Here is a 25244-nt window from a genome sequence, read left to right as displayed (position 1 = left end):
GCCGGCGTTTTTTTGTTTTCTCGTCATTGCGAGGAGCGAAGCGACGAAGCAATCCAGGTTGCCTCCGCGGAGACAGTCTGGATTGCTTCGCTTCGCTCGCAATGACGAGGGGTTAGGCCGGAAGCCGGATTACGCCCTCGGCGCGCAGCGGACGTAGACCATGTTGCCGTAGCGGGTGGCGGCGTCCTTGTCGATGAAGCGGGTGATCAGGACGCGGCCGTCGAAGGAGACGATTTCGCGGTCCTGGTCGCCGGGGGTGGGACCGGCCGGCCCGATATAGTTCTTGCCGCTGGGCGAGCCCTTCAGCCGCAGCTCCTGCGGCGTCGCCTGATCGGCGAGATGCATGATCACGCCGCCGGAGGAACCGGCAGTGATGACGTAGGGGTTCTTGCACTGAGCCCTCGCCGCGGCCTCGGTGCGGGCGCGGTCGGCCGGGTTCTGGAACGAGGCCAGACCCCAGCGGCCGACGATCTCGTCGGCACGGATGGTCGCCGGCATTTCCGGACCGGTCCCGGGCTCCGCCTCGGGCGGCGGTGACGACGACGTGAGGGACGGCAGGCTGAAGCCGCCGCCGCAAGCGCCCAGCAGCAGCGCCAGGCAAGAGGCTGCCGCCAGATTGGCAACCGTGCGCGTGTGAGCTGAACTGATCATGGCATTCCCCCGAACCGAACCACGGCCGCACCCCTCCCGCAGCCAAGCGCAAAACCGCTGCCGGAGCAATGACGTCCTAGTATACGTCGGGGCCCCGAACGAGTTTCCAATGCCACCATCCTATATCCGCCTCACCAATCGCTTAACCACCTTTGCTTGACAGGATCGCGGCCAAGCCATATTTCCGGGCGCACTATTAGCACTCGGAAAGCCCGATTGCTAAGCGCGCCGTCCGATCCTTGGCAAGAATTCTCGGCAAGAATCCTTGGCAAGAGCGCGGACGGGAGCGCCGCCCCACCCACTTCCACACCATCCGAAGCGAGCCTCCAAAGGGAAACGTCATGGCTAAATCCAAATTTCGTCCGCTGCATGACCGTGTCGTGGTCAAACGTATCGACGCCGAGGAAAAGACCAAGGGCGGCATCATCATTCCGGACAGCGCCAAGGAAAAGCCGTCCCAGGGCGAAATCGTTGCCGTCGGCCCCGGTGGCCGCGACGAGGCCGGCAAGCTGATCCCGATCGACCTCAAGGTCGGCGACGTCGTGCTGTTCGGCAAGTGGTCGGGCACCGAGGTCAAGATCGACAACGAAGACCTCCTGATCATGAAGGAGTCGGACATCATGGGTGTGATGGCCTAAGGCCATCCGTCTGAACGGCCGCTGAATGTCATGCCCGGGTCGCGCGATCCGGGCATCCATCTTTCCGGATTCCGGATCTGATGCGGCGAACGAGCGGCAAGACACATCACGACACACATCAAGAAACACGAGGGATTGCTGAAATGGCTGCCAAAGACGTCAAGTTTTCCGGAGACGCGCGTGACCGCATGCTGCGCGGCGTCGATATTCTCGCCAACGCCGTCAAGGTGACGCTCGGCCCGAAGGGCCGCAACGTCCTCATCGAAAAGTCTTTCGGCGCCCCCCGCATCACCAAGGACGGCGTCACCGTCGCCAAGGAGATCGAGCTCGAAGACAAGTTCGAGAACATGGGCGCCCAGATGCTGCGTGAGGTCGCCTCCAAGACCAACGACCTCGCCGGCGACGGCACCACGACCGCGACCGTGCTGGCCCAGGCCATCGTGCGCGAAGGCGCCAAGGCCGTTGCCGCCGGCATGAACCCGATGGACCTCAAGCGCGGCATCGACATCGCGGTTGCGGCGGTGATCAAGGACATCGAGAAGCGCGCCAAGCCGGTCGCCGCCTCCTCCGAGGTCGCCCAGGTCGGCACCATCTCGTCCAACGGCGACGCCGCCATCGGCAAGATGATCGCCCAGGCGATGCAGAAGGTCGGCAACGAGGGCGTCATCACCGTCGAGGAAAACAAGTCGATGGAGACCGAGGTCGAAATCGTCGAGGGCATGAAGTTCGACCGCGGCTATCTGTCGCCCTACTTCGTCACCAACCCCGACAAGATGACCGCGGAGCTCGAGGACGCCTACATCCTCCTGCACGAGAAGAAGCTGTCCGGTCTCCAGGCCATGCTGCCGGTGCTCGAAGCTGTGGTGCAGTCGGGCAAGCCGCTCGTCATCATCGCCGAGGACGTCGAGGGCGAGGCGCTGGCCACCCTGGTCGTCAACCGCCTGCGTGGCGGCCTGAAGGTCGCCGCCGTCAAGGCGCCGGGCTTCGGCGATCGCCGCAAGGCCATGCTCGAGGACCTCGCGATCCTCACCGGCGGCCAGCTCATTTCCGAAGATCTCGGCATGAAGCTCGAGAACGTCACGGTGAAGATGCTCGGTCGCGCTGGTAAGGTCGTGATCGACAAGGAGAACACCACGATCGTCAAGGGCGCCGGCAAGAAGCCGGAGATCGAGTCCCGCGTCGGCCAGATCAAGGCCCAGATCGAGGAAACCACCTCGGACTACGACCGTGAGAAGCTCCAGGAGCGTCTCGCCAAGCTCGCGGGCGGCGTCGCGGTGATCCGCGTCGGTGGCGCCACCGAGATCGAGGTCAAGGAGAAGAAGGACCGCGTCGAGGACGCGCTCAACGCCACCCGTGCCGCGGTGCAGGAAGGCATCGTCCCCGGCGGCGGCGTCGCGCTGCTCCGCGCCAAGAAGGCGGTGGGTCGTCTCACCAACGCCAATGCCGACGTCCAGGCCGGCATCAACATCGTGCTGAAGGCGCTGGAAGCCCCGATCCGCCAGATCGCCGAGAATGCCGGCGTGGAAGGCTCGATCGTCGTCGGCAAGATCCTGGAGAACAAGTCCGAGACGTTCGGCTTCGACGCCCAGAACGAGGACTATGTCGACATGGTCGAGAAGGGCATCATCGATCCCGCCAAGGTGGTCCGCACCGCGCTCCAGGACGCTTCGTCCGTGGCCGGCCTGCTGGTCACCACCGAGGCGATGGTCGCCGAGACCCCGAAGAAAGACGCAGCGCCCGGCATGCCGGCCGGCGGCGGCATGGGCGGCTTCTAAGCCCATCCTTCCATAACAGCATTGCGAAGGCCGCCTCCGGGCGGCCTTCTTTTTTGCCGACCCTGCCCCGCCGCTTTCCGATTCAACCGCCGGCCAAAACCCACTACGGTGGCGCCGATTCTAGTTGTTTGGGCATGATCCGCTCGGAAAGCCGCTTCACACTTTTCCGGAGCATGCCTCATTAATCGAGGATTTCGTCGATGCGCGCGCTCCTGGTTTGTTCGACAGCCCTTGTCGCGGTTCTGCTTGCCGCCTCGCCGCATCCCGCCTCCGCCCAGATGAAGCTGTCGCCGAAGGCCACGGCGCCGGGCGGGCCGGAGATCCGCTATTTCACGTCGATCGACGGACTGATGGACGGCAATGCCGACGTGATCCTGAAGGAGACGCGGCAGGGCAAGACCGTGACGGCGGCGGTGCTCGACGTCTGCTACCCCGTCGCGAAGAATTCCGACCGCAAGGACCGCTTCGTCGTCAATCTCCAGGTCGCGGGCCAGAACCTGACCGGCACTACGCAGAGCATCGGTGAGAAGTCGCCCGTCAGCGTCAAGCTGCTGCGCAAACAGTCCGGGGACAGTTTCGAATTCCGCGGCCAGATCAGCATTGGCCAGACGGTGACCGAGGTCACCTCGCCCGACAATACCGATCTCAGCGAGAAGGAATTCCAGGACAACCAGACCTCCGACGACGGCATCACGCCGCAGCCGAAGGATTTCACCGACGTCTCGCCGGAAGCGATCGCGGTCAAGGTCAAGCTGGATGCGGCGACCGAATTCCTGAAGAGCCTGAAGGGGCAGGACGTCGAGGTGACGCTGGCGAGCCTGTCGGTCGGCTGCGATGCGCTGCGCGCCGGCGAGCAGACCATCAACATGTCGGTCGATCCGGAGCGCGCGGGCACGCTGCTCGCAAAATTCAAGACGATGCCGGGCGTCACCGCCGCGGGCTGGACCGCGGGCATGACCGAGATGGACCGCACCCTCCGCTTTGCCGCCGCCGACTGGCGCGACGGCGACAAGCTCAATCGCGACAAGCTCGCCGCCGCCGTCGCCGGCGTGCTGAGCAGGACGCTTGCGGCCAAACCGGTCTCGCAAAGCTTCAACCCCGCCACCGGCAAGCTCAAGCTCGTGTTCAAGCGGCCAAACAAGGATTTTCCGGCCCTCGATCTCACCGACACGATCGAGGTTGGAGGGCTGATCTCGCCCGACAAGCCCGGCACGACCGACAAACTGATGCTGTGGATCGGCAGCCCCGCGACCACGACCGCCGACGAGAGCAGCGGCGCCAAGCTGCGGCTGTCCGACGACGCGACGGCCGACGAGGAAGGCGATCAGCCCGACGACAACGGTTCGGTCGAGGCGCTCACGAAGGAGCTGAAGGGCCAGCGCTGGGACGCCGACAAGTCGGTGTGGAAGTGACGTAGCTTTCGTGTCCCGGACGCGGTGCAGCGCTCTTGCGCTGCTCCGCAGAGCCGGGACCCAGAAAGCCACACGCACGCGACCGCACGGAAAGATGGGCCCCGGCTCTGCAGCGCACCGCTACGCGCTGCGCTGCGTCCGGGGCACGAGAGTCTAATTCCCCGTCGAGCGAAAGCGCAGCGACTTCGGACCGATCAGCGTCAGCACGTCCCCCTGGCGCTTCCAGGTCTCGACGGCACCGAGCGCTGCGACGAGGTCGTCATCGGCCTGCGCCCTTGCCGGCGGGCAGGAACGGTCCTGGATCTGGCCGGGAACGAAGATCACGGTGTTGCCGGCGACCGAGAACTGGCCCTTGCCGCCCTTGCACCAGAGCTCCAGCACCACCTCGCCATTGTCGCCGATCTCGATATTCGGAATCCGCTTCGAGCCTGCTTGCGGCAACGCCTCCAGCGTCATCTCGGTGCCGAACGGGAAGCCCTCCTGGGCCCGTGCGAGCGTGGACGTCGCGAGCACTGCAACCGCCAGACACACCATCTGCTTGAGCGACACCATGAGACCTCTCGACCGACCTGATTTGCGGCACCTTCTATAAGACGGCGGCGCCGTTGAGAAGGTTCGCGCAGCATAGATGCAAAAATCCCCGCGGGGGCCGAATCCCGCGGGGATTTGCGTCGAAGCGGCGCGTTGGCCGCTACTTCAGGACCATTGCCGTGAACGGCCAGACATAGGCCTGCAACGTCACGAACAGGCCGACGAGGCAGGCCAGCACGATCGAGTGCCAGAACACGAAGCGCAGGATGGTGCCCTCGTGGCCGTACCAATTGGTCGCGGTCGAGGCGACCACGATCGATTGCGCGTCGATCATCTTGCCCATCACGCCGCCGGACGAGTTCGCCGCCGCCATCAGGATCGGCGACAGGCCGAGCTGCTCGGAGGTGATCTTCTGCAGGTTTCCGAACAGCACGTTGGAGGCGGTGTCCGATCCCGTCAGCGCCACGCCCAACCAGCCGAGCAGCGTGCCGAAGAAGGGATAGAGCACGCCGGTTGCGGCGAAGGCGAGACCGAGCGTCGCGTCGACGCCGGACAGCCGCGTCAGTGTGCCGATCGCGAGCATCGCCGAGATCGTGATCAGCGAGATCGCGCACAGCCGGATGGTGCGGCCGTATTCCGTCAAGAGCCGGCCGGGACCGACGCCCATCAGGATACCGGAGATGATCGCGGCAATCAGCATGCCCGTACCGGTGAAGGACAGGTAGGTGAAGCCGAACACCGCGCTCTCTTTCGTCGGCCCTGGCGCGACCGGCGGCATCTTGTTGATCATCTGGTGCAGCTCGGGCACCGGATAGTTCCAGACGAAGATCGAGTTCGCCCAGGTCTTGAAGCCGCCATTACCCCAGACCAGCATGACGATGCAGACGATGATCCACGGCAGCAGCGCGTTGAACATCTCGCTCTGCGTGAGCGGCGTCTTGTCGAGTGGTTTTGCCGCCGTCATGGTGGACGCCGATTCATCGTTGCCGCGCAACGCCGGCGAGAGCCAAAGCTGCCTCGGCTGCCAGACCTTGAGGAACAGGATCAGCGCGCCCATCGAGATCAGCGACGCGCCGATGTCGACGATCCAGGGATTGATGAAGTTCGAGATCACGAATTGCGGGACCGCGAACGACACGCCGGTGACGAGGATCGCTGGCCAGACGTCCTTCATGCCCTTCCAGCCCGCAAACGCCCACACCACCCAGAACGGCACGATCAGCGAGAAGACGGGCAATTGCCGTCCGACCATCGCGCCGAGGATGTAGGGATCGAGCCCGGTGACCGAGGCGAGGCCCTGGATCGGCGTGCCCAGCGCGCCATAGGCGACCGGAGCGGTGTTGGCGATCAGCGACAGGCCGGAAGCGGCAAGCGGCGAGAAGCCGAGGCCGATCAGCACGGCGCCCGTGATCGCGACCGGCGTGCCGAAGCCCGAAGCGCCCTCGAAGAACGCGCCGAACGAGAATGCGATCAGCAGCAATTGCAGCCGCCGATCCTCAGTGACGCCGCCGATGGCGCGCTTGAGCAGCTCGAAGCGTCCGGTGCTCACCGTCACCTGGTAGAGGAAGATGACGTTGAGAACGATCCAGCCGATGGGGAAGAAGCCGGTCACGATGCCCAGCACCGAGGCGCGGATCGACATGTTGGCCGGCATCGTGAAGACGAAGATCGTGATCAGATTGGCCACGATCACGGCGATGATTGCCGCAATATGAGCCTGGACGCGGCCGCTCGCGATCAGGACCAGCAGCGTGACGACAGGGATCGCCGCGGCGATCGTCGACAGCACCGGGCTGTGCAGCGGGTCATAGACTTGATTCCACATGGTCTTCCTCCCCCACGCATGTTGCGGCAGGCGGCCCGCGTGGAAAGCCGAGCCTGCTTGGCGTTGGAAGCGATAACCCACGAACTGGACGCGAATTCCTCGCGAGTGCGGCGGTTCCCGTCCGCTCACAAGCCCGCGAAGTCCAGGAGGCCCCCACCCCGCGCCGTTAAACCCCATGCTAGGGTTGCGAGCTGCGACAAGACAACGCAAATTGCTGAACTTGCGACTTTAGTCTAAGCGCGCCCATTTCCGCCGTTGCCGCAAGCCCTTGGCTCCAGGCATTTATGCACATCCCCTCAGGAGACAGAGCTCTGTGAAGAACCTCAGCGCCACGCTCGCGATCGTCTGGCGAATCGCCATGCCTTATTTCCGGTCCGAGGATAAATGGGCCGGCCGCGGCCTGCTCGCCGCAGTCATCGCGATCGAGCTGGCTCTGGTCGCGATCGACGTGCTGGTGAACCAGTGGCAGAACCGGTTCTACAGCGCGCTCCAGAACAGCGACTGGGACGCCTTCGTCACGCAGATCTGGATCTTCATCGCCCTCGCCTTCACGGCGATCGGGCTGGCCGTCTACAAACTGTACCTCAACCAGTGGCTCCAGATCCGCTGGCGGCAGTGGCTGACCCGGCACTATCTCGGCGAATGGCTCGACCGCTCCACGCACTACCGCATGCAGCTCAAGGGCGATGCGGCCGACAACCCGGACCAGCGCATCACCGAAGACGTCAAGAACTTCGTCGAGCAGACCCTGGTCATCGGGCTCGGCCTGCTGTCGTCGATCGTGACGCTGTTCTCCTTCGTGATCATCCTCTGGGGCCTCTCCAACGCGGCACCGCTGCACCTGTTCGGCACCGATCTCATGATCCCCGGCTATCTGTGCTGGGGTGCGCTGATCTACGCGATCTTCGGCACCGCACTGACGCACTGGATCGGCGCTCCGCTGGTCAATCTCAATTTCGAGCAGCAGCGCTATGAGGCCGATTTCCGCTTCAACCTCGTCCGCGTCCGCGAGAATTCCGAGCAGATCGCATTGCTCAAGGGCGAAGGCGCCGAACGCGGCCGCCTCTTCGATCGCTTCGCCTTCGTGATCGGCAATTGGTACGCCATCATGAGCCGGACCAAGCGCCTCACCGCGTTCACGGCGAGCTATCAGCAGGCCGCGGTGATCTTCCCCTACGTGCTGGTGGCACCGGCCTTCTTCGCCAAGAAGATCCAGCTCGGCGACATGATGCAGACGGCATCGGCCTTCTCGAGCGTCCAGGGTGCGCTGTCGTTCTTCGTGGTGGCCTACCGGTCGCTGGCGGAATGGCGCTCGATCGTCGCGCGCCTCGACGGCTTCGAGATGGCGGTCGCCTCAGCCGCACACCCGCCGACGCACGAGCCCGCCATTGCGCTGAAGTCCACCGGCGGCAGCCGCAATATCGCCCTCGAACAGCTCTGCGTGAACCTGCCCAACGGCGCGCCGCTGGTGGCCACCGACACCTTCGTCATCCAGGCACCGGAGCGTGTGCTGGTGACCGGACCGTCGGGCTCCGGCAAGTCGACACTGTTCCGGGCCATCGCCGGCATCTGGCCGTTCGGGTCCGGCACTATCGCCATCCCCGAAAAGGCGAAGCTGATGATGCTGCCGCAGCGTCCCTATTTCCCGGTCGGCACGCTCGGCGATGCCGTCGTCTATCCTGCCGAGCGCGGTGCGTTCGCGCCTGCAAATATCAGGGACGCGCTGCTGGCGGTCGGGCTGCCAAAGCTAGCCGAGCAGCTCGACGAGCAGGGTCACTGGAACCGGACGCTGTCGCTCGGTGAGCAGCAGCGCCTGGGGCTCGCCCGCGCGCTGCTGCATGCGCCGGACTATCTGTTCCTGGACGAGGCGACCGCCTCGCTCGACGAGCCGTCCGAAGCCCGGCTCTATCAGTTGCTGGCGGAGAAGCTGCCTCAAGCCACCATCGTTTCGATTGGTCATCGCTCGACACTCGACGCCTTCCACACCCGCAAGGTGGCGCTGGTGAAGGACGGCGATATCCATGTTCTCGGCAAAGGCGGCGAGTCGGCCGAGAAAGAGCCGAGCGCGGCGCGCTGAGGCCGGAGTCCAACTCCGGCCTCGTCATTGCGAGGAGCGAAGCGACGAAGCAATCCAGACTCCATCCGCGAAAACATGTCTGGATTGCTTCGCGGAGCCTGTCATCGGGCCGCGCTTCGCGCGGACCCGGTGGCTCGCAATGACGGAGTGTGAGGTCGCGGCGCCGTTCTCCCGGCTCATAGTTCGGGTCGCGGACAGCTTGGCTTCCCCCCCAAAAGCAAAAGGGCGGCAGGTTGCCCTGCCGCCCTCGAAGTCGTCTCAGGAAGAAACTTACTTCAGGTTGCTCATCGCCGTCAGGTCGAACGAGAGCTTCGCGATGCCGGTGGCGCCGCACCAGTTGGAGCCCACGCCCGACGGATTGATCGGGGTCAGATAGGTACCGGTCGAGGCGGTGAGGTTGCCGCGAGCTGCGTAGTCGCTGGTGAAGGCGTTGCAATCACCCTTGGACAGGTTGGTGTCGGAGTAACGCAGGTCCAGCGTCGCCACCTTGTAGGTGAAGCCGATTCCAATGTTCCAGGTGTTGTAGTCGGCGTATTTGATGCCGTTCGGGAAGGCGACCGTGCCGTAGAAGCTGTCGGAGGTGCCGAGCCACTGACGGCCGAACTCACCCGACACGTACATGCCGACGCCGCTGGCGCCGAAGGTCGTGGCAGGCGCGATGTACTTGCCGGTGACCGAAGCGTAGTTGCCCCAGGCGCCCGAGTTCAAATAGCTCGGGGTGTAGTACTCGGTGACACCGAACGACCAGCTGTCGTTCACCGTGTACGTGAACTTGCCATAGACTTCGAAGAAGCTCAGGTCCTTCTTGATCACGTTGGTGTTCAGCAGAGCCTTCTCGGCGCAGTCGGCGCCCTGGAAGACGCCGGCGTTGTCGATGCCAGTGCCGCCGAAATAGCAGGTGCCGCCCGGATACAGGTAGCCCCAGACGCCGATGTCGAACGCGAAAGCGCCGAAGGTCGGGCGGATACCGCCATAGATGTCGATTTCGGCCGCCGCGCGGTTCGGGAAGGAGATGCTCTCACCGGCGACGCCGACATAGAGCTGGAGGTCCTTGGTGACGTTGTAGCGCGGCTCGAAATAGGCCGAGACCGACGGCTTGTGGTTCGACTGGGTGATACCACGGAAGACGTAGTCGCTCATGATCGCGCCGCCGAAGGCGACATCCCAGGGATCAAAGGCAACTATGGGAGGGGCCTTCTTGGCCTTGACCGGCATGTCTGCCGCGAAAGCCGAGCCCGTCACCATTGCCAGCGCCGTTGCCAACAAAGTCACTTTTTTCATTTCAATCCCCATCACCAGTTTGTACCCAGCCGGTCCCCGGAAGCCCCCCGGGCGCACGACCTGTCTGCAAAATTTCGTTACTGCGACAATCTGGATTGGAGGCCCTCAACCGTGAAGCAAAAATCACGGGCATTTGCCGCCTTTTTGGGCGTTCTGACGATTCCACGAAAGGTTGTCAGCCGGTGTTGCTTCCCGAACACATTATTTGCATTCCAAAGTGCACAGAGCCGCCCGGACTAATACGGGAGTCCGCGAAGCAGTGGTGCCCGCGCCACGAATCAGACTGACGCGAGCAACGGCCATCGGCCGAGAGCGCTGTGACGATGCAAAAAGGCCGCAGCGTCACCGCCGCGGCCTTTTCTGTTGTCCATCGTTGCCGTCTGGGTGAGCCCGACCTTGGCCCAACCCTTGACCTAACCTTGCCCCTCGGCGGGCGTCGGTTCTGCAGAAGACGAAGGCATCGCCCAGCTTGTCTCGACGGCGGGCTCGGGAGCCGGAGCAGCCACCGGCGCCGACGGCTTCGGCGCGGGAGCTGCCTTCGCCTTCTTCGGTGCCGCTTTCTTGGCGGCCTTCGGTGCAGCCGGCTTGGCAGCCTTCTTCACAGCCTTCTTGGCCGATGTCTTCGCGGCCTTCTTGCCGGCTTTCTTACCGGCCTTCCTGGCGGCCTTTTTGGGGGCGGCCTTCTTCGATTTCTTGGCGGATTTCTTGGCCGCCTTCTTCGCGGTCTTCTTCGCCGCTACAGCCTTCTTGGCCTTTTTGGCCTTCTTGCTTTTTTTCTTCTTCGCTTTCGCCATCGTGGTCCTCCTGTTGCCGCCGAACAATGGTCGATCGGGCGTCTTTCAGCCGTCACCTCGGGAGGAAAGTTCAGGCTTTGAAAGCTTAAACCTGCGCGTTCAATGCCGGCCGCGACCCGCCCGTAGCCCAATCGAGAAGCTCAATCGTGTGTACGACCGGAACTGACGTGCCACTGGCAATCTGCACCATGCAGCCGATATTGCCCGCGGCAATCATGTCCGGCTTGACGCTCGCGATGTTGGCGACCTTGCGATCGCGCAACCGGCCCGCAAGCTCGGGCTGGAGAATGTTGTAGGTCCCCGCCGAACCGCAACACAAATGGCTCTCCGGCACATCTTTCACCACGAATCCATTCTTGGAAAGTAATTCTTTCGGAAGGCCCGTGATTTTCTGCCCGTGCTGCAACGAACACGCGGAGTGATAGGCGACGACGATGTTGTCCTGCCGATTGGTGGGTTCGAGTCCGAGGCCGGCGATGTATTCGGTGATGTCCTTGGTGAGCACGGAGACCTTTGCGGCATCGTCTGCGAACGCGGCATCCTCGCGCAGCAGATAGCCGTAGTCCTTGATCACGGTGCCGCAGCCGGACGCCGTCACCAGGATGGCGTCGAGCCCCTCGCCTGCAGCTTCCTTCTGCCAGGCCGTGACGTTGGCACGGGCCCGCGCCAGCGCATCCTGGTCATTGCCGAGATGATGAGTCAGCGCGCCGCAGCATTGCTCGTCCCGGACCAGGACAACCTCGATGCCGTGGCGGGTGAGGAGACTGATGGCGGCCTGGTTGATGCGCGGTGCCAGCACCTGCTGGGCGCAGCCTTGCAACAGCGCGACCCGGCCGCGCTTCTTGCCGAGCGCTGCGAACACACTGCCCGGCAGGGCGCCCGGCGCCGGCAGCCGGTTCGGAGCCAGCGCCAGCATTGCCTTGAGGCGCTGGATCAGGCCGGGCGTGGCTGAGGGCCTCGGCGTCGGCAGCAGCACGGCAAGCGGACGGGCGAGCCGCGCCAGCCACATGCTGATGCGGAAGCGCTGCGGGTCCGGCAGCACGAAGGCCAGTACCCGGCGCAGCAGGCGCTCGGTCAACGGCCGCTGATAGCGCTGCTCGATCCTGACCCGGGCCTGGTCGACGAGGTGCATATAGTTCACCCCGGACGGGCAGGTCGTCATGCAGGACAGGCACGACAGGCAGCGGTCGACATGCTTGACCACCTCCGCCGTCGGGGTCTGGTCCTTCTCCAGCATCTCCTTGATCAAATAGATGCGGCCGCGCGGGCTATCGAGCTCGTCGCCGAGCAGCACATAGGTCGGACAGGTTGCGGTGCAGAAGCCGCAATGGACGCAGGCGCGCAGGATCTTGTCGGCCTGCGCGATGTCTGGGTCCGCGAGCTGCGCCAGTGAGAATTCGGTCTTCATGCCGCAGGGCCCCGCATCAACCGCCCCCGGTTGAGAATGGTCTTCGGATCGAAACTGGCGCGCACACGCTCGCTCAATGCGGCAATGCCCGGCGCCTGCGGATGGAACACGTCGACCCCGCGCCTGACGTCCTCGTCCGCCCGGATCAGCGTGGCGTGTCCCCCGACGGCACCGGCGCGTTGGCGCACGGCCGGCGCATGCGCGTCCGGCTTCGGCGGCAGCGCCGCCCAGATCAAGCCGCCGCCCCAATCATAGATCACGTCGCCACCGGTCTCGCGCGCCAGTTGGGTGCCAAGCGCCGCGCCCGAGGCCGGCGGACAGACGATCCGCCACACCGTCCAGGCGCCGAGCGCACCGCTTGCCGCGAACGGCAGCACGTCGCGGATCGTGGCCCACAGCGCGGCAGATGCCGCGTCCTCGATCAGCGTCGCCGTTCCGAACGGCGCCAGCAATTCGCGCAACGAGCCGGCGCGGTGCGCGGCGGAGGCGGTGATGCCTTCGAGCCGCAGCACGGTCAGCGCCTCGCCCTGACCGGCGATGTCGCCGAGCCCTTCCGTCCTGGCCCGGAACGCCGATTTCGGCAGATGCGCGGCTGCGGACACATCAAAGGGCGAGCCGAGCGCCGCGGTCATCGCCTTGTTGGCGACGGCATCGTCGAGCCCGCGCAGCAGCAGCGTCCGCTCGGCCTCGGGCTTGGGCATCACCTTGAGCGTGACCTCGGTCATGACCGACAGCGTGCCCCAGGAGCCCGCCAGCAGCTTGCAGAGATCATAGCCGGTGACATTCTTCACCACCTTGCCGCCGGTCTTGAAGCTGTCGCCGAACCCGGAGACGGCATGCGCCCCAAGCAGATGATCGCGCGCCCCGCCCGCCTTGATCCGCCGCGGGCCGGCCAGCCCGGCCGCGATCATGCCGCCGATGGTTCCGAGGGCAGGCGTGCCGAGCAGCGGCGCGGTGTTGACAGGCTCAAAAGCGAATTGCTGGTTCTTGGCATCGATCAGCGACAACACATCCGCCAGCGGCGCACCGGCCTGGAGCGTGACGATCAGCTCGTTCGGCTCGTAGGAGATGACGGCATTCAGCGCGGAGACGTCGAGCACGGCATTGGTCGCCATCGCATGGCCGATGCCGCGCTTGCTGCCATGACCGATGATCTCGAGCGGCTGCTCGTTGGCAATCGCCGCGCGCACCACCTCTTCGACGTCTTTGGCGTCTCTGACCCTAAGCGTGTCCACGGGAAAAGGCGGTAGCGAAATTCGGCACCAAAATCAAATGCGGCGTGACGCCGGCGACCGGCCAGCGCGCTGGCGCCGGGCAGCCCGCCGCACCAGAAACGACCGCAACGCTTCGATCTCAACCGAAGCGTTCACGACATCGACACTTCGATCACCGGCGAACCGAACCCGCCGGGCCGTCGCTACAAGTTTGCGCCGATCGCGATCGAAACCAGGCGATGGAGGCAAACATGAAGCGATCGACAGAGGCGCGGCCACCTGTCCGCGAAACATACAGCCGCAGGTCGGTGATCCGAGCCGGCGGAGCAGTCCTGGCGATCTATCTCTCGCCATGGACGAATTCGTCATCTCAAGCCCAGCAGCAAGGAGGAAAGACAATGAACCACTACGCAACGCAGAAATCGATCAGCGACGCGGTCGATGGCGGCGGCCTGCTCGTCGTCGCGCAATGGGAGGCGAAGCCGGGCGAGGCCGACAAGGTCGCGGGAATCCTCGATCGCTTCCTGCCCGAGGCGCAGCGCGAGGACGGCGTCAAGCTGTTCCTGATCAGCCGCGCCAAGGACAATCCGGCCCAGTTCCTGTTCTACGAGCTGTTCCGCGACGAGGCGGCCTTCAAGGCGCATCAGGAGAGCGCACACTTCAAGACTTACATTGCCGGGCAGGCGCTGCCTCTGCTGGCGAAACGGGAGCGGGCGCAATACGGGCTGCTGTAAGGGCTCGCGGAGGGAAGAGCTTGCGTTGCAAGCCGCTTCCCTCCGCACAATCGCCTAGAACCGCGGAATGTCCGGAAACGCCACCTTACCGGCATGGACATGCATGCGGCCGAGTTCGGCGCAGCGGTGCAGGGTCGGAAACACTTTTCCGGGATTGAGCAATCCCTGCGAATCGAAGGCGCATTTCAGCCGCTGCTGCTGGTTGAGGTCGATCTCGCTGAACATGTCGGGCATCAGGTCGCGCTTCTCGATGCCGACGCCGTGCTCGCCGGTGAGCACGCCGCCGAACTCGACGCAGGCGCGCAGAATGTCGGCGCCGAAGGCCTCGGCGCGCTCGATCTCGCCGGGCTTGTTGGCATCGTAGAGGATCAGCGGGTGCAGATTGCCGTCGCCGGCGTGGAACACGTTGGCGCAGCCGAGCTGGTATTTTTCCGAGAGCTCGCGAATCCGGGCCAGCGCCTTCGGCAGCGCGCCGCGGGGAATCGTGCCGTCCATGCAGAGATAGTCGGGCGAGATGCGTCCCACCGCGGGGAACGCGGCCTTGCGGCCCGCCCAGAACAGATTGCGCTCGGCCTCCGAGGTCGAGATCTGGCAGGTGGTCGAACCGCAAGCATTCGCAATCGTCTCGACCCGCGTGATCAGCTCGTCGACCTCGATCTTGGGACCGTCGAGCTCGATGATGAGGAGTGCCTCCACGTCGAGCGGATAGCCGGCATGGACGAAGGCTTCCGCGGCGTGGATCGCGGGCTTGTCCATCATCTCCATGCCGCCGGGAATGATGCCGGCGCCGATGATGCGCGCGACGCATTCGCCCGCCGCCTCGACTTGCGCGAAGCCGACCATCAGCGCGCGCGCCGTTTCAGGCTTTTGCAGGATGCGCACCGTGACCTCGGTGATGACGCCGAGCAGCCCTTCAGAGCCGGTGATGACGCCCATCAAATCGTAACCGGAGTTCTCCGCCGATTTGCCGCCGATGCGCAGGATCTCGCCGCTCATCAGGACAATCTCGCAACCGAGCACATTGTTGGTGGTCATGCCGTATTTGAGGCAATGCACGCCGCCGGAATTTTCCGCGACATTGCCGCCGATCGAGCAGGCGATCTGCGAGGACGGATCGGGCGCATAATAGAAGCCGGCATGGGCGACCGCCTGGCTGATGGCGAGATTGGTGACGCCCGGCTCGGTGACGACGACGCGATTGTCGAAATCGATCTCGCGAATCCGCTTGAACTTGCCGAGACCGAGCAGCACGCCGTCCTCCAGCGGCAGCGCACCGCCCGACAACGAGGTGCCGGAGCCGCGCGGCACCACCTTGATGCCTTGCGCGGCACAATATTTCAGGACGAGCGCGACCTGCTCGGTGGTGTCGGGCAGCACCACGACCATCGGTGGCTGCCGATAGGCCGTCAGCCCGTCGGATTCGTAGGCCCGCATCTCGGCCGCGCTGTCGATGACGCCTTCGCCGGGCACGATTGCGCGCAACGCAGCAATGATCTCCGCGCGGCGCGCAAGTACCGCCTGGTCGCTCGCGGGCATCATGATGGCCATCACATATCCTTCCGACTCGTCGTCTACGATCAAATTTATCGCGCCAAATCAACCACGTCCGCGCTGGTTTGGGTAGGCCGTCCGAAAGTCGGATCGGCGATCTCGGGCGAGTTCGCTCTGGGACAAGTAGGCAGCCATGAAACCTGTCATGGTTTGGCGGCTTGTCCAAGCCGAGCGGGCCATGCCAAAGATGGCAGGTTCGACGATCGCCGACCAGAACAAGACCCCCACCGGGAAAGAGACGAAGAGCACCCTATGAAAAAACTGACTTTTGGCGCGCTGATGATCCTCACCGTCACTGCCACAGCCTCCAGCGCGATGGCCCAGGATGTCGCGGCCGGCAAATCGTCGTTCAACAAATGCCTGGCCTGCCACGCCATCGGCGAAGGCGCCAAGAACAAGGTCGGCCCCGAGCTCAACGGCCTCAACGGCCGCAAATCCGGCAGCGCGCCGGACTACAATTACTCGGACGCGAACAAGAATTCCGGCATCACCTGGGACGAGGCGGTGTTCAAGGAATACATCAAGGACCCCAAGGCCAAGATCCCCGGCACCAAGATGGCGTTCGCCGGCATCAAGAACGAGAACGAGATCAACAATCTCTGGGCCTTCGTCTCGCAGTTCGACAAGGACGGGAAAATCAAGCAGTAGGCGGATGAACGGCGGCCGCTGAAGCTTCGGTTCTGATTGAATCAGAACCGAAGCTCCAGTGTTTCGTTTTGACGCGTTTTCTTCACGCGAACCGGTATCCACTTCGCGTGAAAACGCTTTAGTCTGCGGCCGCCTGCGCCGGGGCGATCTTCCTGATCATCGCCTCGATCTCCGTCTTCACCAGGTCCGGCACGGCGTTCTGCACCATATGGCCGAGATCGGGCAGCACGATCAGCTTGGCATTCAGCACGGTCGCGGCGAACGGGCGTGCATGAATGTCGGTCTTCACCGTCTTGTCGGGTTCGCCGGCGATGATCGTGACCGGTGCCTTGATCTCGCCATAGCGCGCGACCTGCTCCGTCACTGCTTGCTTCAGCGTCACCAGATCATAGGCATTGGCGATGAACTCGCGCGGGCGCAGCAGCAGCGGCGTCGCGGAGTCCCGCACGAAACCATCCGGCATGATTTGCGGCAGGAAGACGCTGCGCGCACCGGCCTCCGCAACGAAATACCCCAGCGGCAGCGTGACCGTGTAGGCGAGCAGCGGCCCGATCACGGGCGTTGCGATGATCTCGTTGTAGCGGCCGACGCCGCCGCGCCAGGGATGGGTGACGGGCGCCAGCATGACGAGGCCGGCGACGCGGCTCGCGTGATCGAGCGCAATCCGCGCGCCGAGCGCACCGCTCCAGGAATGCACGACGAAGACGGCGCGATCGACCCCAAGCTTTTGAAGCGCCTCATCGATCATCCGCGCCTGGATCTGCGGCGTCGAATCCTCCCGTCGCGCGCGGGTGCTCCAGCCATGGCCGGGGCGGTCGATCAGGATGACGCGATGGTCTTTGGCGAGGAGATCGCCGAGCGGGCGCCGCATCGCTTCGAGATTGGAGCTCGCGCCATGCAACATCACGATCGGCAGCCCCGCATTGCGCGGGCCGATATCGACGACGTGAAGCGTCGCGCCTTCGACCTCGATCAACTTGCCCTGGGGCGGATAGGCGCGTTGCACGGCGACGACGCCGGCCTGCGTGACCAGCGCCAGCAGAACCAGCGCCGTCACGACTGACATCACGATCATGGAGAAAGTCCGGGAAATCCAGGGCACATCGCAGCTACGGGTTTGGCAGGTGCACAGTTTCGCTCCGCCGGCTCTAGCATTTCCACCGGAAACGGTGGGGCTGTGGATATGTGCATAATTGCTGAACCAAATATTCAATGAAATCAATGGCGATGAATGGCGATGCATCAGCCTCGGACCAGCTTCATGCAGTCGTCATCGCGGCTTCCTTATAATCGCCACGGTCGGTTCCGTCTCTTAGAGGCGGGTGGGCGCCGATCCTCCTCGCAACCTCAGGGGACGTGAGGAAAGACCGGCAGGATTTGTCCTGATTTGAACCGGAGACTTTCGATGAGCATCACATCCAAGGACACTGCGATCGACGAGATCGTAGCGAGCTGCAACGGCGACCTGCGCGGTGCCGTGCGCGCGCTGCTCCTGATCAACGAGCACCTCGAGACGGAGCTTGCAAGAGCTTACGCCGCAGCCGCCGATCATGGCCTCGCCGAGCGCGGCGGCAACGCCCTGCATTAACCTGCGGTCGCCGGTCTAGTTCGTGCCGTCCTCGGCCTTTTCCTCGTCGGGGGTCGGCGCGGGGCAGGCGCGGATGGTCGAGCGGGCAAGCTTGGCGTCCGCCCTGGATTTGTAGGGGCCGTCACCGAACCAGATATCGCCGATGATCACGGGATTGCTGGTCACGATGTTGCATTTGCCGCTGGCTCGGTTGCCGACCACCCAGAACAATCCGTCGGCGAGGCTCATCGTCCCGGACGCCAACAACAGTACACTTGCGAGGATCAAACGCTTCATGGCTATCGCTCCTGCACTGCAGGTAGGCCTGTGGCGGCGTCCGCAATAGTCCTCAAGATGCCGCGCTTCCGATCTTGGTTAATCCGAAGCGGCCGCATTCATTCAAGACATGATCGAGTTCGAGGCTAAATATCGCGGCCCTCGACCTTCTCGGTCAGCGCCTTGACCTGGTCGGGGATCTTGTCGAGATGCGGATTGACGGCGAGCGCCTTGCGGTAGGCCTCCAGCGCACGCTTCTCGTCGCCGACCTCCTGCATGATCATCCCGAGGCCCGCGAGCGCGCCGAAATGGCGGGGCTCCCGGATCAGCACCTCGCGGATGTCGGCAAGCGAGCGGCCGTAGTCATTCTGCATGTAGTAGAGCGTGGCGCGCCGGTTCCAGGCCTCGATGTAGTCGGGCCGGAGCTTGATGACCGCATCCAGCAGCTTGATCGCGACGTCGATCTTCTTGGCGTCGACCGCGGTCTTGGCGCGCGTCATCAGCAAGGACGCCGTGTCACTGGGGGTCTGGATCCAGATCGCCCAGATCCGCGCCTCGACATGTTTTGCACTGGCCTCGTCGGGCGCGGCCTTCAGCGCGCCGAACAGGAAATCGAGGTTCTTGCCGCGATCGACCTTGGGAAGCTTGGCCGGCGCTTCCGGGAGCTTCTTCTGCTCCTTGCCGGGAGGGGCCGGCAGAACTTTCTGAGCCGAGGCTGGCGCCAAGCCGACGCCTCCGAGCACAAGGGCCAGACACAGGGTGCGGGCGAACGGGAATCTCACTGCCGGGAATCTCACTGCCATGCGCAAAGTCTAAACGCGCAAAGCCGCCCTTGCAAAGCAAAGGCGGCGTCAAACTCGTGTGAGACCGTGGTCTTGCGGGGCGCGCGCGACGGCGACCGGCAGGGCAGAGATCAGCCCTGGCGAGCCTTGAAGCGGCGCTGCACCTTGTTGATCACATAGACCCGGCCCTTGCGGCGGACCAGGCGGTTGGCGCGATGGCGACCGCGCAGCGACTTCAACGAGTTACGGACCTTCATGGCAGAATCCTGAACGTTCGAAAGGCCGTGTTCGGCACTACCGTTTCGGCACGCGCGAATGTGGCAAAATAAGATCTTTCCCGCTGGCGGACCGACCGCCCGGGATGGCGCGGTTCTTAAGGCATGGCGGGAGGTCATGTCAATGTTAACTGCCCGGTTCCCAGCGAGCAAATTCGTGAAAACAACCCCATGCACAGTAGAAGCGGCCGGATCGGCCCGATCTGTTCGTTCGCGGCCACGCGCCGCAAAGACTTTTGCAGACTGCGCTTTCGCCTCCACCGGCGCTTGCCAAATTCGTTATATCATATAATCAATTTGGCAACCCGTCGGGAGGAAACCCATGCCGAAGATGAAGCTGCCTGATATCGACAAAGTCGTCGCGATCGACATCCACACCCATGCCGAGGAGCCCTGCGGCACCCATCCCGACGACGGCTATGACGATTTCCAGGCGCAGATGGCCGACTACTTCAAGTCGCCGCACAAGCATCCGCCGACCGTGCCGGAGACCGCGGCCTACTACCGCTCCAAGAACATCGCAGCCGTGATCTTCCCGGTCGACGCCGAGCGCGAGACCGGCTTCCGCCGCTACAAGAACGAGGAGATGCTGGAGATCGCCTCCGACCATCTCGACGTCCTCATCCCCTTCGTCTCGATCGACCCGCACAAGGGCAAGCTCGGCGTGCGCGAGGCGCGCAAGCTGATCGAGGAATACGGCGTGCGCGGCTTCAAATTCCATCCGACCATGCAGGGCTTCTACGCCAACGACCGCATGGCGTATCCGCTCTACGAAGAGATCAACAATGGCGGCGCCATCGCGCTGTTCCACACCGGCCAGACCGGCGTCGGCTCGGGCATGCCCGGCGGCATGGGCATGCGGCTGAAATATTCCAACCCGATGTACATGGACGACGTCGCGGCCGACTTCCCCGACCTCAAGATCATCCTCGCGCATCCCTCCTTCCCCTGGCAGGAAGAAGCGCTGTCGGTCGCGACCCACAAGCCCAACGTCTATATCGACCTCTCCGGCTGGTCGCCGAAGTACTTTCCGCCGATCCTGGTGCGCTACATCAACTCGATTCTCCAGGACAAGATGCTGTTCGGCTCGGACTGGCCGGTGATCACGCCGGACCGCTGGCTGTCTGACTTCGCCAAGATCGAGATCCGCGACGAGATCCGGCCGAAGGTGCTGAAGGCGAACGCAAGGAAGATTCTGGGGATCTAGGCGTCCTCACAAATCGGCGGAGCCGCTTGCATCGACTCCGCCGCGATCGCTGCGAGCCTCAAGCGCGCATCCCGATTGCCGGGCGAAACGGCGGATCGCCGCTAGGCGATGGAATTGCAGCGTAGTGATCGAAGCGCATCGTGGAGGTCGCCTGCCCCTGGCTCATCGGGTCTAGGCTGTTCGCATAGCCGAGCATGGTCATGAGCGGTACGACCGCATCGATCGCGACAGTGTCGTCTTCGATGCTCCTGACGCGAACCTGCCCACGTCGCAATCTCAAATCGGCGGCGATCGAGACTGCGAATGCTCGCGGTGTCACCACCTCGACCTTCATGATCGGTTCGAGCAGGACCGACTGCGCCGCTTTCAGGGCTTCACGGAAGGCTGCACGCGTCGCGATCTCGAAGGCATGCACCGACGAATCGACATCGTGATATCTGGCGTCGATCAGTTCGACCCCGACTTCGATCACCGGAAAGCCCGCAACGACGCCGCAAGCCAGCACGTCCTTCAGACCTTTCTCGACACCGGGGAGATACTCCCTCGGTAGTACGCTCTCGTCGACCTTCGACTCGAAGTGAAAGCCCTTACCGGAAGCGATAGGTCCAACGCCGAGCTTGACGGCGGCAAAGTCGCCTTTGGGACCGTAAATTTCCTTGTGCGTGTAAGTCGCCTCTGCCCGCGTGGTTGGACGCTCCAGAAATGCGAGCTGCAACGCGCCGACATTGACGGCGATTCCATACGTCCGTTTGAGTGTATCGATCTTGCTTGCGAGATGACTTTCGCTCACCCCCTTCAGAAGGGTCTGGCAAGACTCGGGATCGTGCGACGCCATGAACGTGTGATCCTCGGCGGCAAGCCCGGCGAGCACCGTCAGGAGCTTTTCATGCGCCACCCGAGACGCCGTCTCGATGGCGACCTCGACCAGCAATGGTTGCTTGATGACATCATCCTGCATCGGTCGGTCTCAAACCCGCTTCTCGGATCGCTTTCTACTCTATCACCGGTTGATCAGCCATTCGAAGACCTAAAGCAGCGGGCGGGGCTTTCTCCACGCGATCGCTTTCCCGATGCGGAGACACCCCCACCCCAACCCTCCCCCGCAAGCGGGAGAGGGGGTGCCCCGTCCTCGTGGCGCGTAGCGCACGACGTCAGACTTGCGCCAGGCCTCCGTCGACGAAGACCTCGCCGCCGGTCATGAAGCTGCTGTCTGATGACGCCAGGAATGCGGCCACAGCCCCCGTCTCGCTCGGATCGCCCACGCGCCCGATCGGCGTCATGCTTCCGAGCGCATCGAAGGCTTCCTCGCCGACGATCTCCAGCGCCAGCTCGGTCTTGGTCGGCCCCGGCGACAGCACGTTGACGCGAATGCCGGTGCCGCGCAGGTCCAGCGCCCAGCTGCGCGCGAGATTGCGGATCGCCGCCTTGGTCGCGCTGTAGATGCTGAACTACGGCGTGCCCATTACGCCTGTGCTCGAACCGGTCAGGATGATCGACGACCCCTGCTTCATCAGCGGCAGCGCCTTCTGCACCGTGAACACCAGCCCCTTCACATTGACGTCGAAGATCTGATCGTAATGCTCGACCGTGATCTCGCCAAGCGGCGCGAACAATCCGGTGCCGGCATTGGCGAACAGAATGTCGAGCCCGCCGCGTTCGGCTTTCACCGTCGTGTACAGCCGGTCGAGATCGGACAGATCCGTCACCGAGCCCCTGACGGCGCGCGCTGAAGACCCCAGCTTCGCAACGGCCGCGTCGAGCGGCTCCTGCCGCCGCCCGAAGAGGTAGACGAACGCGCCTTCGTCGATGAACCGTTTCGCGGCGCCAAATCCGATGCCGGTTCCGCCGCCGGTCACGACTGCGGTCTTGCCTTGTAGTCTGCTCATGATGTGCTCCTTCACTGAGGTTGCACTGAGCTGGCGGCGTACCCACCTATCGACAAGTATGCACCTTTTGGTAAGTGCCCAAAAATGTCGGACACGATTTCTCCGCCTGCGCAGACGTCAACACCGGTCCAGAGCTGCACGCCGACTCTACCCGGCTTCACCTGCGGCCTGGATGCGACCTTGCGTGTCATCTCCGGCAAGTGGAAGCCGTTGATCCTCCACTTCATCGCCCAAGGCGGGCCGACCCGCTACGGCGAGCTTCGACGATCCGTGCGCGATGTCAGCGACAAGGTGCTGATCCAACAGCTCAAGGAGTTGGAGGCCGACGGCCTCGTGAAGCGGACCGACTATAAGGAGGTGCCGCCGCGCGTGGACTACGCGCTCACGCCCCTGGGCCACAGCCTGGCGCAAGCGCTGGTGCCGCTGTGCTCGTGGGGCACGGAGCACATGGCGGAGGTCAGCCAGGTCTTCGCCGAGCGCGCGACCTGGACACGGGGAGGACGTCAGCCGACCGGTTAGATTGCGCCACTCTCGTCCAGCTCTGCTCCGCCCCTGATGACAGCACGTTGGCCGAATTCGCCCTGAATCTGTCTCGGGCCAAGAGGCAACATTGTAGATTAGCCTCGCGCCATTGGCCTTCGCATGATCGTAGCGGCGGTACAGGAATTGACGCCGCGCGATGGCAGGATTGTTGTTATATGGTCCTCGCTTCAAGGGCCGCCGGGAGAATTGCACTTTGATGCGGTTTAGAAAGTTGATCGCCGTTTTAGCTGTCCTACTGGTGTCGGCGGGCGCCGTGGTGCTCGGACACAGGGCCTATGTTGAGGCGTTTGGCAGCGATGAGATCGATTACCGCGGCGAGAAGATCCGACTGTCAAAGAAATACGTCGATTACGACGACTACAAAAATGATCCGGCCAACCTCGCAGCATCGGAGATTCCGCGCATTGAGAGGCTGATGACAGATGCGCGGGTTGGCCCGGATTTCGCGGACTGGCGCGACACCGCGCATCAAGTCAGCGATATCAAGTTTCCGGGCTACGGCATGGCAAGCGGCGACGACGTTGTCGCCGCCGGACGAGAGTTTTCCGTCCGATCCATCGAAATCCCGCAAGTCGCGAAGGAACGCTATTTCGTTCTCGAAAAGCTCGCGGGCGGGACGTTCCGTCTGGCTGATGATTTCGTGGCGCAGCGCGACCCTGGGTCGGCCTTTGCCCCGATATCCTCCATTCGCCTCGTTGACGACAGACTGGTTTATACCAACCGCAAGGGCAGCATTGTCCGCGAGACGCCTGTAGCACGCTGAGAAGGCGGCGTTCATTCCATCTGCCGCTTACAAGGAATGGAGTCAGCTACGGATCACAGGCCGCCGATCACGCTTGTAGTAGCAGACTTCCGCTGTGCTTTTGATAAGCTGACGAAGGTGTGCATTCCCCGATCGGAGTGCACGCGACCTCGCCGGCCCGGAAGGAAACCCAATGCCCATCAAAGCCGTCGTCTTCGACGCCTACGGAACGCTCTACGACATCCAGTCGGTGGCGGAGATCACCGAGGATGCGTTTCCGGGCTATGGCGAGATCATCACGCAGGTCTGGCGGATCAAGCAGCTCGAATACACCTGGCTGCGCTCGCTGATGCGGCGCTACCAGGATTTTGCCGTCGTCACGCGCGACTCGCTCGCCTATACGCTGCGTGTGCTCGGTCTTGCCTATGAAAACGACGCGTTCGAGCGCGTCATCGAAAAGTATCTGCATCTCGATCTCTATCCGGATGCGACCGACGCGCTTGCGGCGTTGAAGCCGCGAAAACTTGCCATCCTCTCCAATGGCAGCCCGGACATGCTGAACGCGCTGGTGCGCAACTCCGGTCTCGACCGCCTGCTCGATGCCACCATCAGTGTCGATGCCAGGAAGATCTTCAAGCCGAGCCCGCAGGCTTATGAGCTGATCGGCGAGGTGCTCGGCACCAGGCCGGACGAGGTGCTGTTCGTCTCCTCCAATCCCTGGGACGTCGCAGGCGCGAAGTCGTTCGGCTTGAACGTCGCATGGATCGAGCGGGTGACGCCGGAGGCGATGGCGCTGGCTTGCGTCGAGAACGAACTCGTGGCACCGCTGACGATGTTCAAGGCGATCCGCACCCAGATGGACGAGCTTGGCTTTGCGCCGGACCACCGCGTCCGTTCGCTCTCCGAGCTTCCCGGGATCGCATAAGCATTGCCGCCCGCCCGTGAGACATGAATGAGCCTGGAATCCGTTCGCGCCTTCTTCGCCGAGAAAGCCCCCGACATCACCGTCATCGAATCCTCGATCAGCTCGGCCACCGTGCCGCTGGCCGCCGAAGCCTATGGCGTCGAGCCCGGCATGATCGCCAAGACGCTATCATTGCGGATCGGCGAGCGCGTCATCCTGATCGTCGCTGCCGGCACGTCGCGCATGGACAACAAGAAGGTGAAGACGCAGTTCGGCGGCAAGCCGAAGATGCTGGGGCTGGAAGAGGTCGCCGACATCACCGGCCACGAGGTCGGCGGCGTCTGCCCGTTCGGGCTGAAATCGCCGCTGCCGATCTATTGCGATGTCTCGCTGAAGGCGTTCGACATCGTCGTTCCCGCCGCGGGCTCGACCCACAGCGCGGTGCGCATCGCACCTGAGCGGATGGCCGAACTCGTCGCGGCCGAATGGGTCGACGTCTGCGAAATCAGGCCCTAGGCAAGTC

Annotated in this window: 25 protein-coding genes and 1 pseudogene; 12 read left to right on the top strand and 14 right to left on the bottom strand. The window is 63.7% G+C overall.

Going from position 1 to position 25244, the window contains the following annotated elements; translation table 11 throughout:
- Positions 1–129 precede the first annotated feature (129 nt).
- Complete coding sequence (locus AB7532_RS05560; RefSeq protein ID WP_441233819.1) at positions 130–651, bottom strand: hypothetical protein; 522 nt, start codon at positions 649–651, stop codon at positions 130–132.
- A 341-nt stretch (positions 652–992) separates the two neighbouring features.
- On the opposite strand from AB7532_RS05560, the gene AB7532_RS05555 reads away from it, so the two are divergent.
- The 3 genes from AB7532_RS05555 to AB7532_RS05545 all read left to right on the top strand — a co-directional run bounded on the left by AB7532_RS05555 (position 993) and on the right by AB7532_RS05545 (position 4476).
- Complete coding sequence (locus tag AB7532_RS05555; RefSeq protein WP_441233818.1) at positions 993–1289, top strand: co-chaperone GroES; 297 nt, start codon at positions 993–995, stop codon at positions 1287–1289.
- Positions 1290–1432: 143 nt separating this feature from the next.
- Positions 1433–3064, top strand: coding sequence for a chaperonin GroEL (gene groL, locus AB7532_RS05550; RefSeq protein ID WP_441233817.1), 1632 nt, complete (start codon positions 1433–1435; stop codon positions 3062–3064).
- A 200-nt stretch (positions 3065–3264) separates the two neighbouring features.
- Positions 3265–4476, top strand: a complete 1212-nt coding sequence (locus AB7532_RS05545) for a hypothetical protein (protein ID WP_441233816.1) — start codon at positions 3265–3267, stop codon at positions 4474–4476.
- A gap of 153 nt (positions 4477–4629) precedes the next feature.
- Here the strand turns inward: AB7532_RS05545 and AB7532_RS05540 are convergent, their stop codons facing one another.
- A complete protein-coding gene (locus AB7532_RS05540; protein WP_441233815.1) occupies positions 4630–5028 on the bottom strand; it encodes an META domain-containing protein in 399 nt (132 codons plus the stop codon).
- A gap of 139 nt (positions 5029–5167) precedes the next feature.
- Positions 5168–6832, bottom strand: a complete 1665-nt coding sequence (locus tag AB7532_RS05535) for an L-lactate permease (protein ID WP_441233814.1) — start codon at positions 6830–6832, stop codon at positions 5168–5170.
- A 313-nt stretch (positions 6833–7145) separates the two neighbouring features.
- Here AB7532_RS05535 and AB7532_RS05530 point away from each other — a divergent pair, with 313 nt between their 5' ends.
- Positions 7146–8909 carry an ABC transporter ATP-binding protein/permease gene (locus tag AB7532_RS05530; protein WP_441233813.1) on the top strand — a complete coding sequence of 588 codons (1764 nt, stop codon included), beginning with the start codon at positions 7146–7148 and terminating at the stop codon, positions 8907–8909.
- 270 nt (positions 8910–9179) lie between these two features.
- Here the strand turns inward: AB7532_RS05530 and AB7532_RS05525 are convergent, their stop codons facing one another.
- The 4 genes from AB7532_RS05525 to AB7532_RS05510 all read right to left on the bottom strand — a co-directional run bounded on the left by AB7532_RS05525 (position 9180) and on the right by AB7532_RS05510 (position 13627).
- A complete protein-coding gene (locus AB7532_RS05525) occupies positions 9180–10190 on the bottom strand; it encodes a TorF family putative porin (protein WP_441233812.1) in 1011 nt (336 codons plus the stop codon).
- A 413-nt stretch (positions 10191–10603) separates the two neighbouring features.
- Positions 10604–10984 (bottom strand): histone, encoded by a 381-nt coding sequence (locus tag AB7532_RS05520; protein WP_441233811.1) that lies wholly within the window; start codon positions 10982–10984, stop codon positions 10604–10606.
- Between the two features lie 85 nt (positions 10985–11069).
- Positions 11070–12392 carry a glycolate oxidase subunit GlcF gene (gene glcF / locus AB7532_RS05515; protein WP_441233810.1) on the bottom strand — a complete coding sequence of 441 codons (1323 nt, stop codon included), beginning with the start codon at positions 12390–12392 and terminating at the stop codon, positions 11070–11072.
- A complete protein-coding gene (locus AB7532_RS05510; protein ID WP_441233809.1) occupies positions 12389–13627 on the bottom strand; it encodes an FAD-binding protein in 1239 nt (412 codons plus the stop codon). Before AB7532_RS05510 ends, glcF begins: the two co-directional genes overlap by 4 nt.
- A 377-nt stretch (positions 13628–14004) precedes the next feature.
- Here AB7532_RS05510 and AB7532_RS05505 point away from each other — a divergent pair, with 377 nt between their 5' ends.
- The gene (locus AB7532_RS05505) at positions 14005–14340 is read left to right on the top strand and encodes a putative quinol monooxygenase (protein WP_441233808.1); all 336 of its coding nucleotides are present in this window, start codon (positions 14005–14007) and stop codon (positions 14338–14340) included.
- A 54-nt stretch (positions 14341–14394) separates the two neighbouring features.
- On the opposite strand, the gene AB7532_RS05500 is transcribed toward AB7532_RS05505, so the two are convergent.
- Positions 14395–15888, bottom strand: coding sequence for an FAD-linked oxidase C-terminal domain-containing protein (locus tag AB7532_RS05500; RefSeq protein ID WP_441233807.1), 1494 nt, complete (start codon positions 15886–15888; stop codon positions 14395–14397).
- Between the two features lie 255 nt (positions 15889–16143).
- Here AB7532_RS05500 and cycA point away from each other — a divergent pair, with 255 nt between their 5' ends.
- Complete coding sequence (gene cycA, locus AB7532_RS05495; RefSeq protein WP_441233806.1) at positions 16144–16539, top strand: cytochrome c-550 CycA; 396 nt, start codon at positions 16144–16146, stop codon at positions 16537–16539.
- 118 nt (positions 16540–16657) lie between these two features.
- Here cycA and AB7532_RS05490 read toward each other — a convergent pair whose 3' ends face one another.
- On the bottom strand, positions 16658–17614 hold the full coding sequence (locus AB7532_RS05490) for an alpha/beta fold hydrolase (RefSeq protein WP_441233805.1): 957 nt from the start codon (positions 17612–17614) through the stop codon (positions 16658–16660).
- Positions 17615–17944: 330 nt separating this feature from the next.
- Here AB7532_RS05490 and AB7532_RS05485 point away from each other — a divergent pair, with 330 nt between their 5' ends.
- Entirely contained in the window at positions 17945–18127 is a 183-nt protein-coding gene (locus tag AB7532_RS05485; RefSeq protein ID WP_441233804.1) for a hypothetical protein, read from the top strand.
- A gap of 15 nt (positions 18128–18142) precedes the next feature.
- On the opposite strand, the gene AB7532_RS05480 is transcribed toward AB7532_RS05485, so the two are convergent.
- The 3 genes from AB7532_RS05480 to ykgO all read right to left on the bottom strand — a co-directional run bounded on the left by AB7532_RS05480 (position 18143) and on the right by ykgO (position 19421).
- The gene (locus AB7532_RS05480) at positions 18143–18403 is read right to left on the bottom strand and encodes a hypothetical protein (RefSeq protein ID WP_441233803.1); all 261 of its coding nucleotides are present in this window, start codon (positions 18401–18403) and stop codon (positions 18143–18145) included.
- Between the two features lie 125 nt (positions 18404–18528).
- Positions 18529–19185, bottom strand: coding sequence for a tetratricopeptide repeat protein (locus AB7532_RS05475; RefSeq protein ID WP_441233802.1), 657 nt, complete (start codon positions 19183–19185; stop codon positions 18529–18531).
- A 110-nt stretch (positions 19186–19295) separates the two neighbouring features.
- Entirely contained in the window at positions 19296–19421 is a 126-nt protein-coding gene (ykgO, locus tag AB7532_RS05470; RefSeq protein WP_006611362.1) for a type B 50S ribosomal protein L36, read from the bottom strand.
- A 340-nt stretch (positions 19422–19761) separates the two neighbouring features.
- On the opposite strand from ykgO, the gene AB7532_RS05465 reads away from it, so the two are divergent.
- Entirely contained in the window at positions 19762–20646 is an 885-nt protein-coding gene (locus tag AB7532_RS05465; RefSeq protein WP_441233801.1) for an amidohydrolase family protein, read from the top strand.
- Positions 20647–20704: 58 nt separating this feature from the next.
- Here the strand turns inward: AB7532_RS05465 and AB7532_RS05460 are convergent, their stop codons facing one another.
- Positions 20705–21604: a hypothetical protein gene (locus tag AB7532_RS05460; protein WP_441233800.1), complete on the bottom strand. Its 900-nt coding sequence runs from the start codon at positions 21602–21604 to the stop codon at positions 20705–20707.
- A 193-nt stretch (positions 21605–21797) separates the two neighbouring features.
- Positions 21798–22532: pseudogene (locus AB7532_RS05455) on the bottom strand (SDR family NAD(P)-dependent oxidoreductase).
- Positions 22533–22616: 84 nt separating this feature from the next.
- Here AB7532_RS05455 and AB7532_RS05450 point away from each other — a divergent pair.
- The 4 genes from AB7532_RS05450 (at position 22617) to AB7532_RS05435 (ending at position 25237) form a co-directional block, all read left to right on the top strand.
- The gene (locus AB7532_RS05450) at positions 22617–23051 is read left to right on the top strand and encodes a winged helix-turn-helix transcriptional regulator (protein ID WP_441233799.1); all 435 of its coding nucleotides are present in this window, start codon (positions 22617–22619) and stop codon (positions 23049–23051) included.
- 160 nt (positions 23052–23211) lie between these two features.
- Positions 23212–23838, top strand: coding sequence for a hypothetical protein (locus AB7532_RS05445; RefSeq protein WP_441233798.1), 627 nt, complete (start codon positions 23212–23214; stop codon positions 23836–23838).
- Between the two features lie 172 nt (positions 23839–24010).
- Positions 24011–24742, top strand: coding sequence for a haloacid dehalogenase type II (locus tag AB7532_RS05440; protein WP_441233797.1), 732 nt, complete (start codon positions 24011–24013; stop codon positions 24740–24742).
- Between the two features lie 27 nt (positions 24743–24769).
- Positions 24770–25237, top strand: coding sequence for a YbaK/EbsC family protein (locus AB7532_RS05435; RefSeq protein ID WP_441233796.1), 468 nt, complete (start codon positions 24770–24772; stop codon positions 25235–25237).
- Positions 25238–25244 lie beyond the last annotated feature (7 nt).

Source organism: Bradyrhizobium sp. 930_D9_N1_4 (assembly GCF_052076015.1).
Classification (GTDB): domain Bacteria; phylum Pseudomonadota; class Alphaproteobacteria; order Rhizobiales; family Xanthobacteraceae; genus Bradyrhizobium.
The sequence above is the reverse complement of the archived record's forward strand: the minus strand, read 5'-3'. Positions and strand labels throughout refer to the sequence as shown.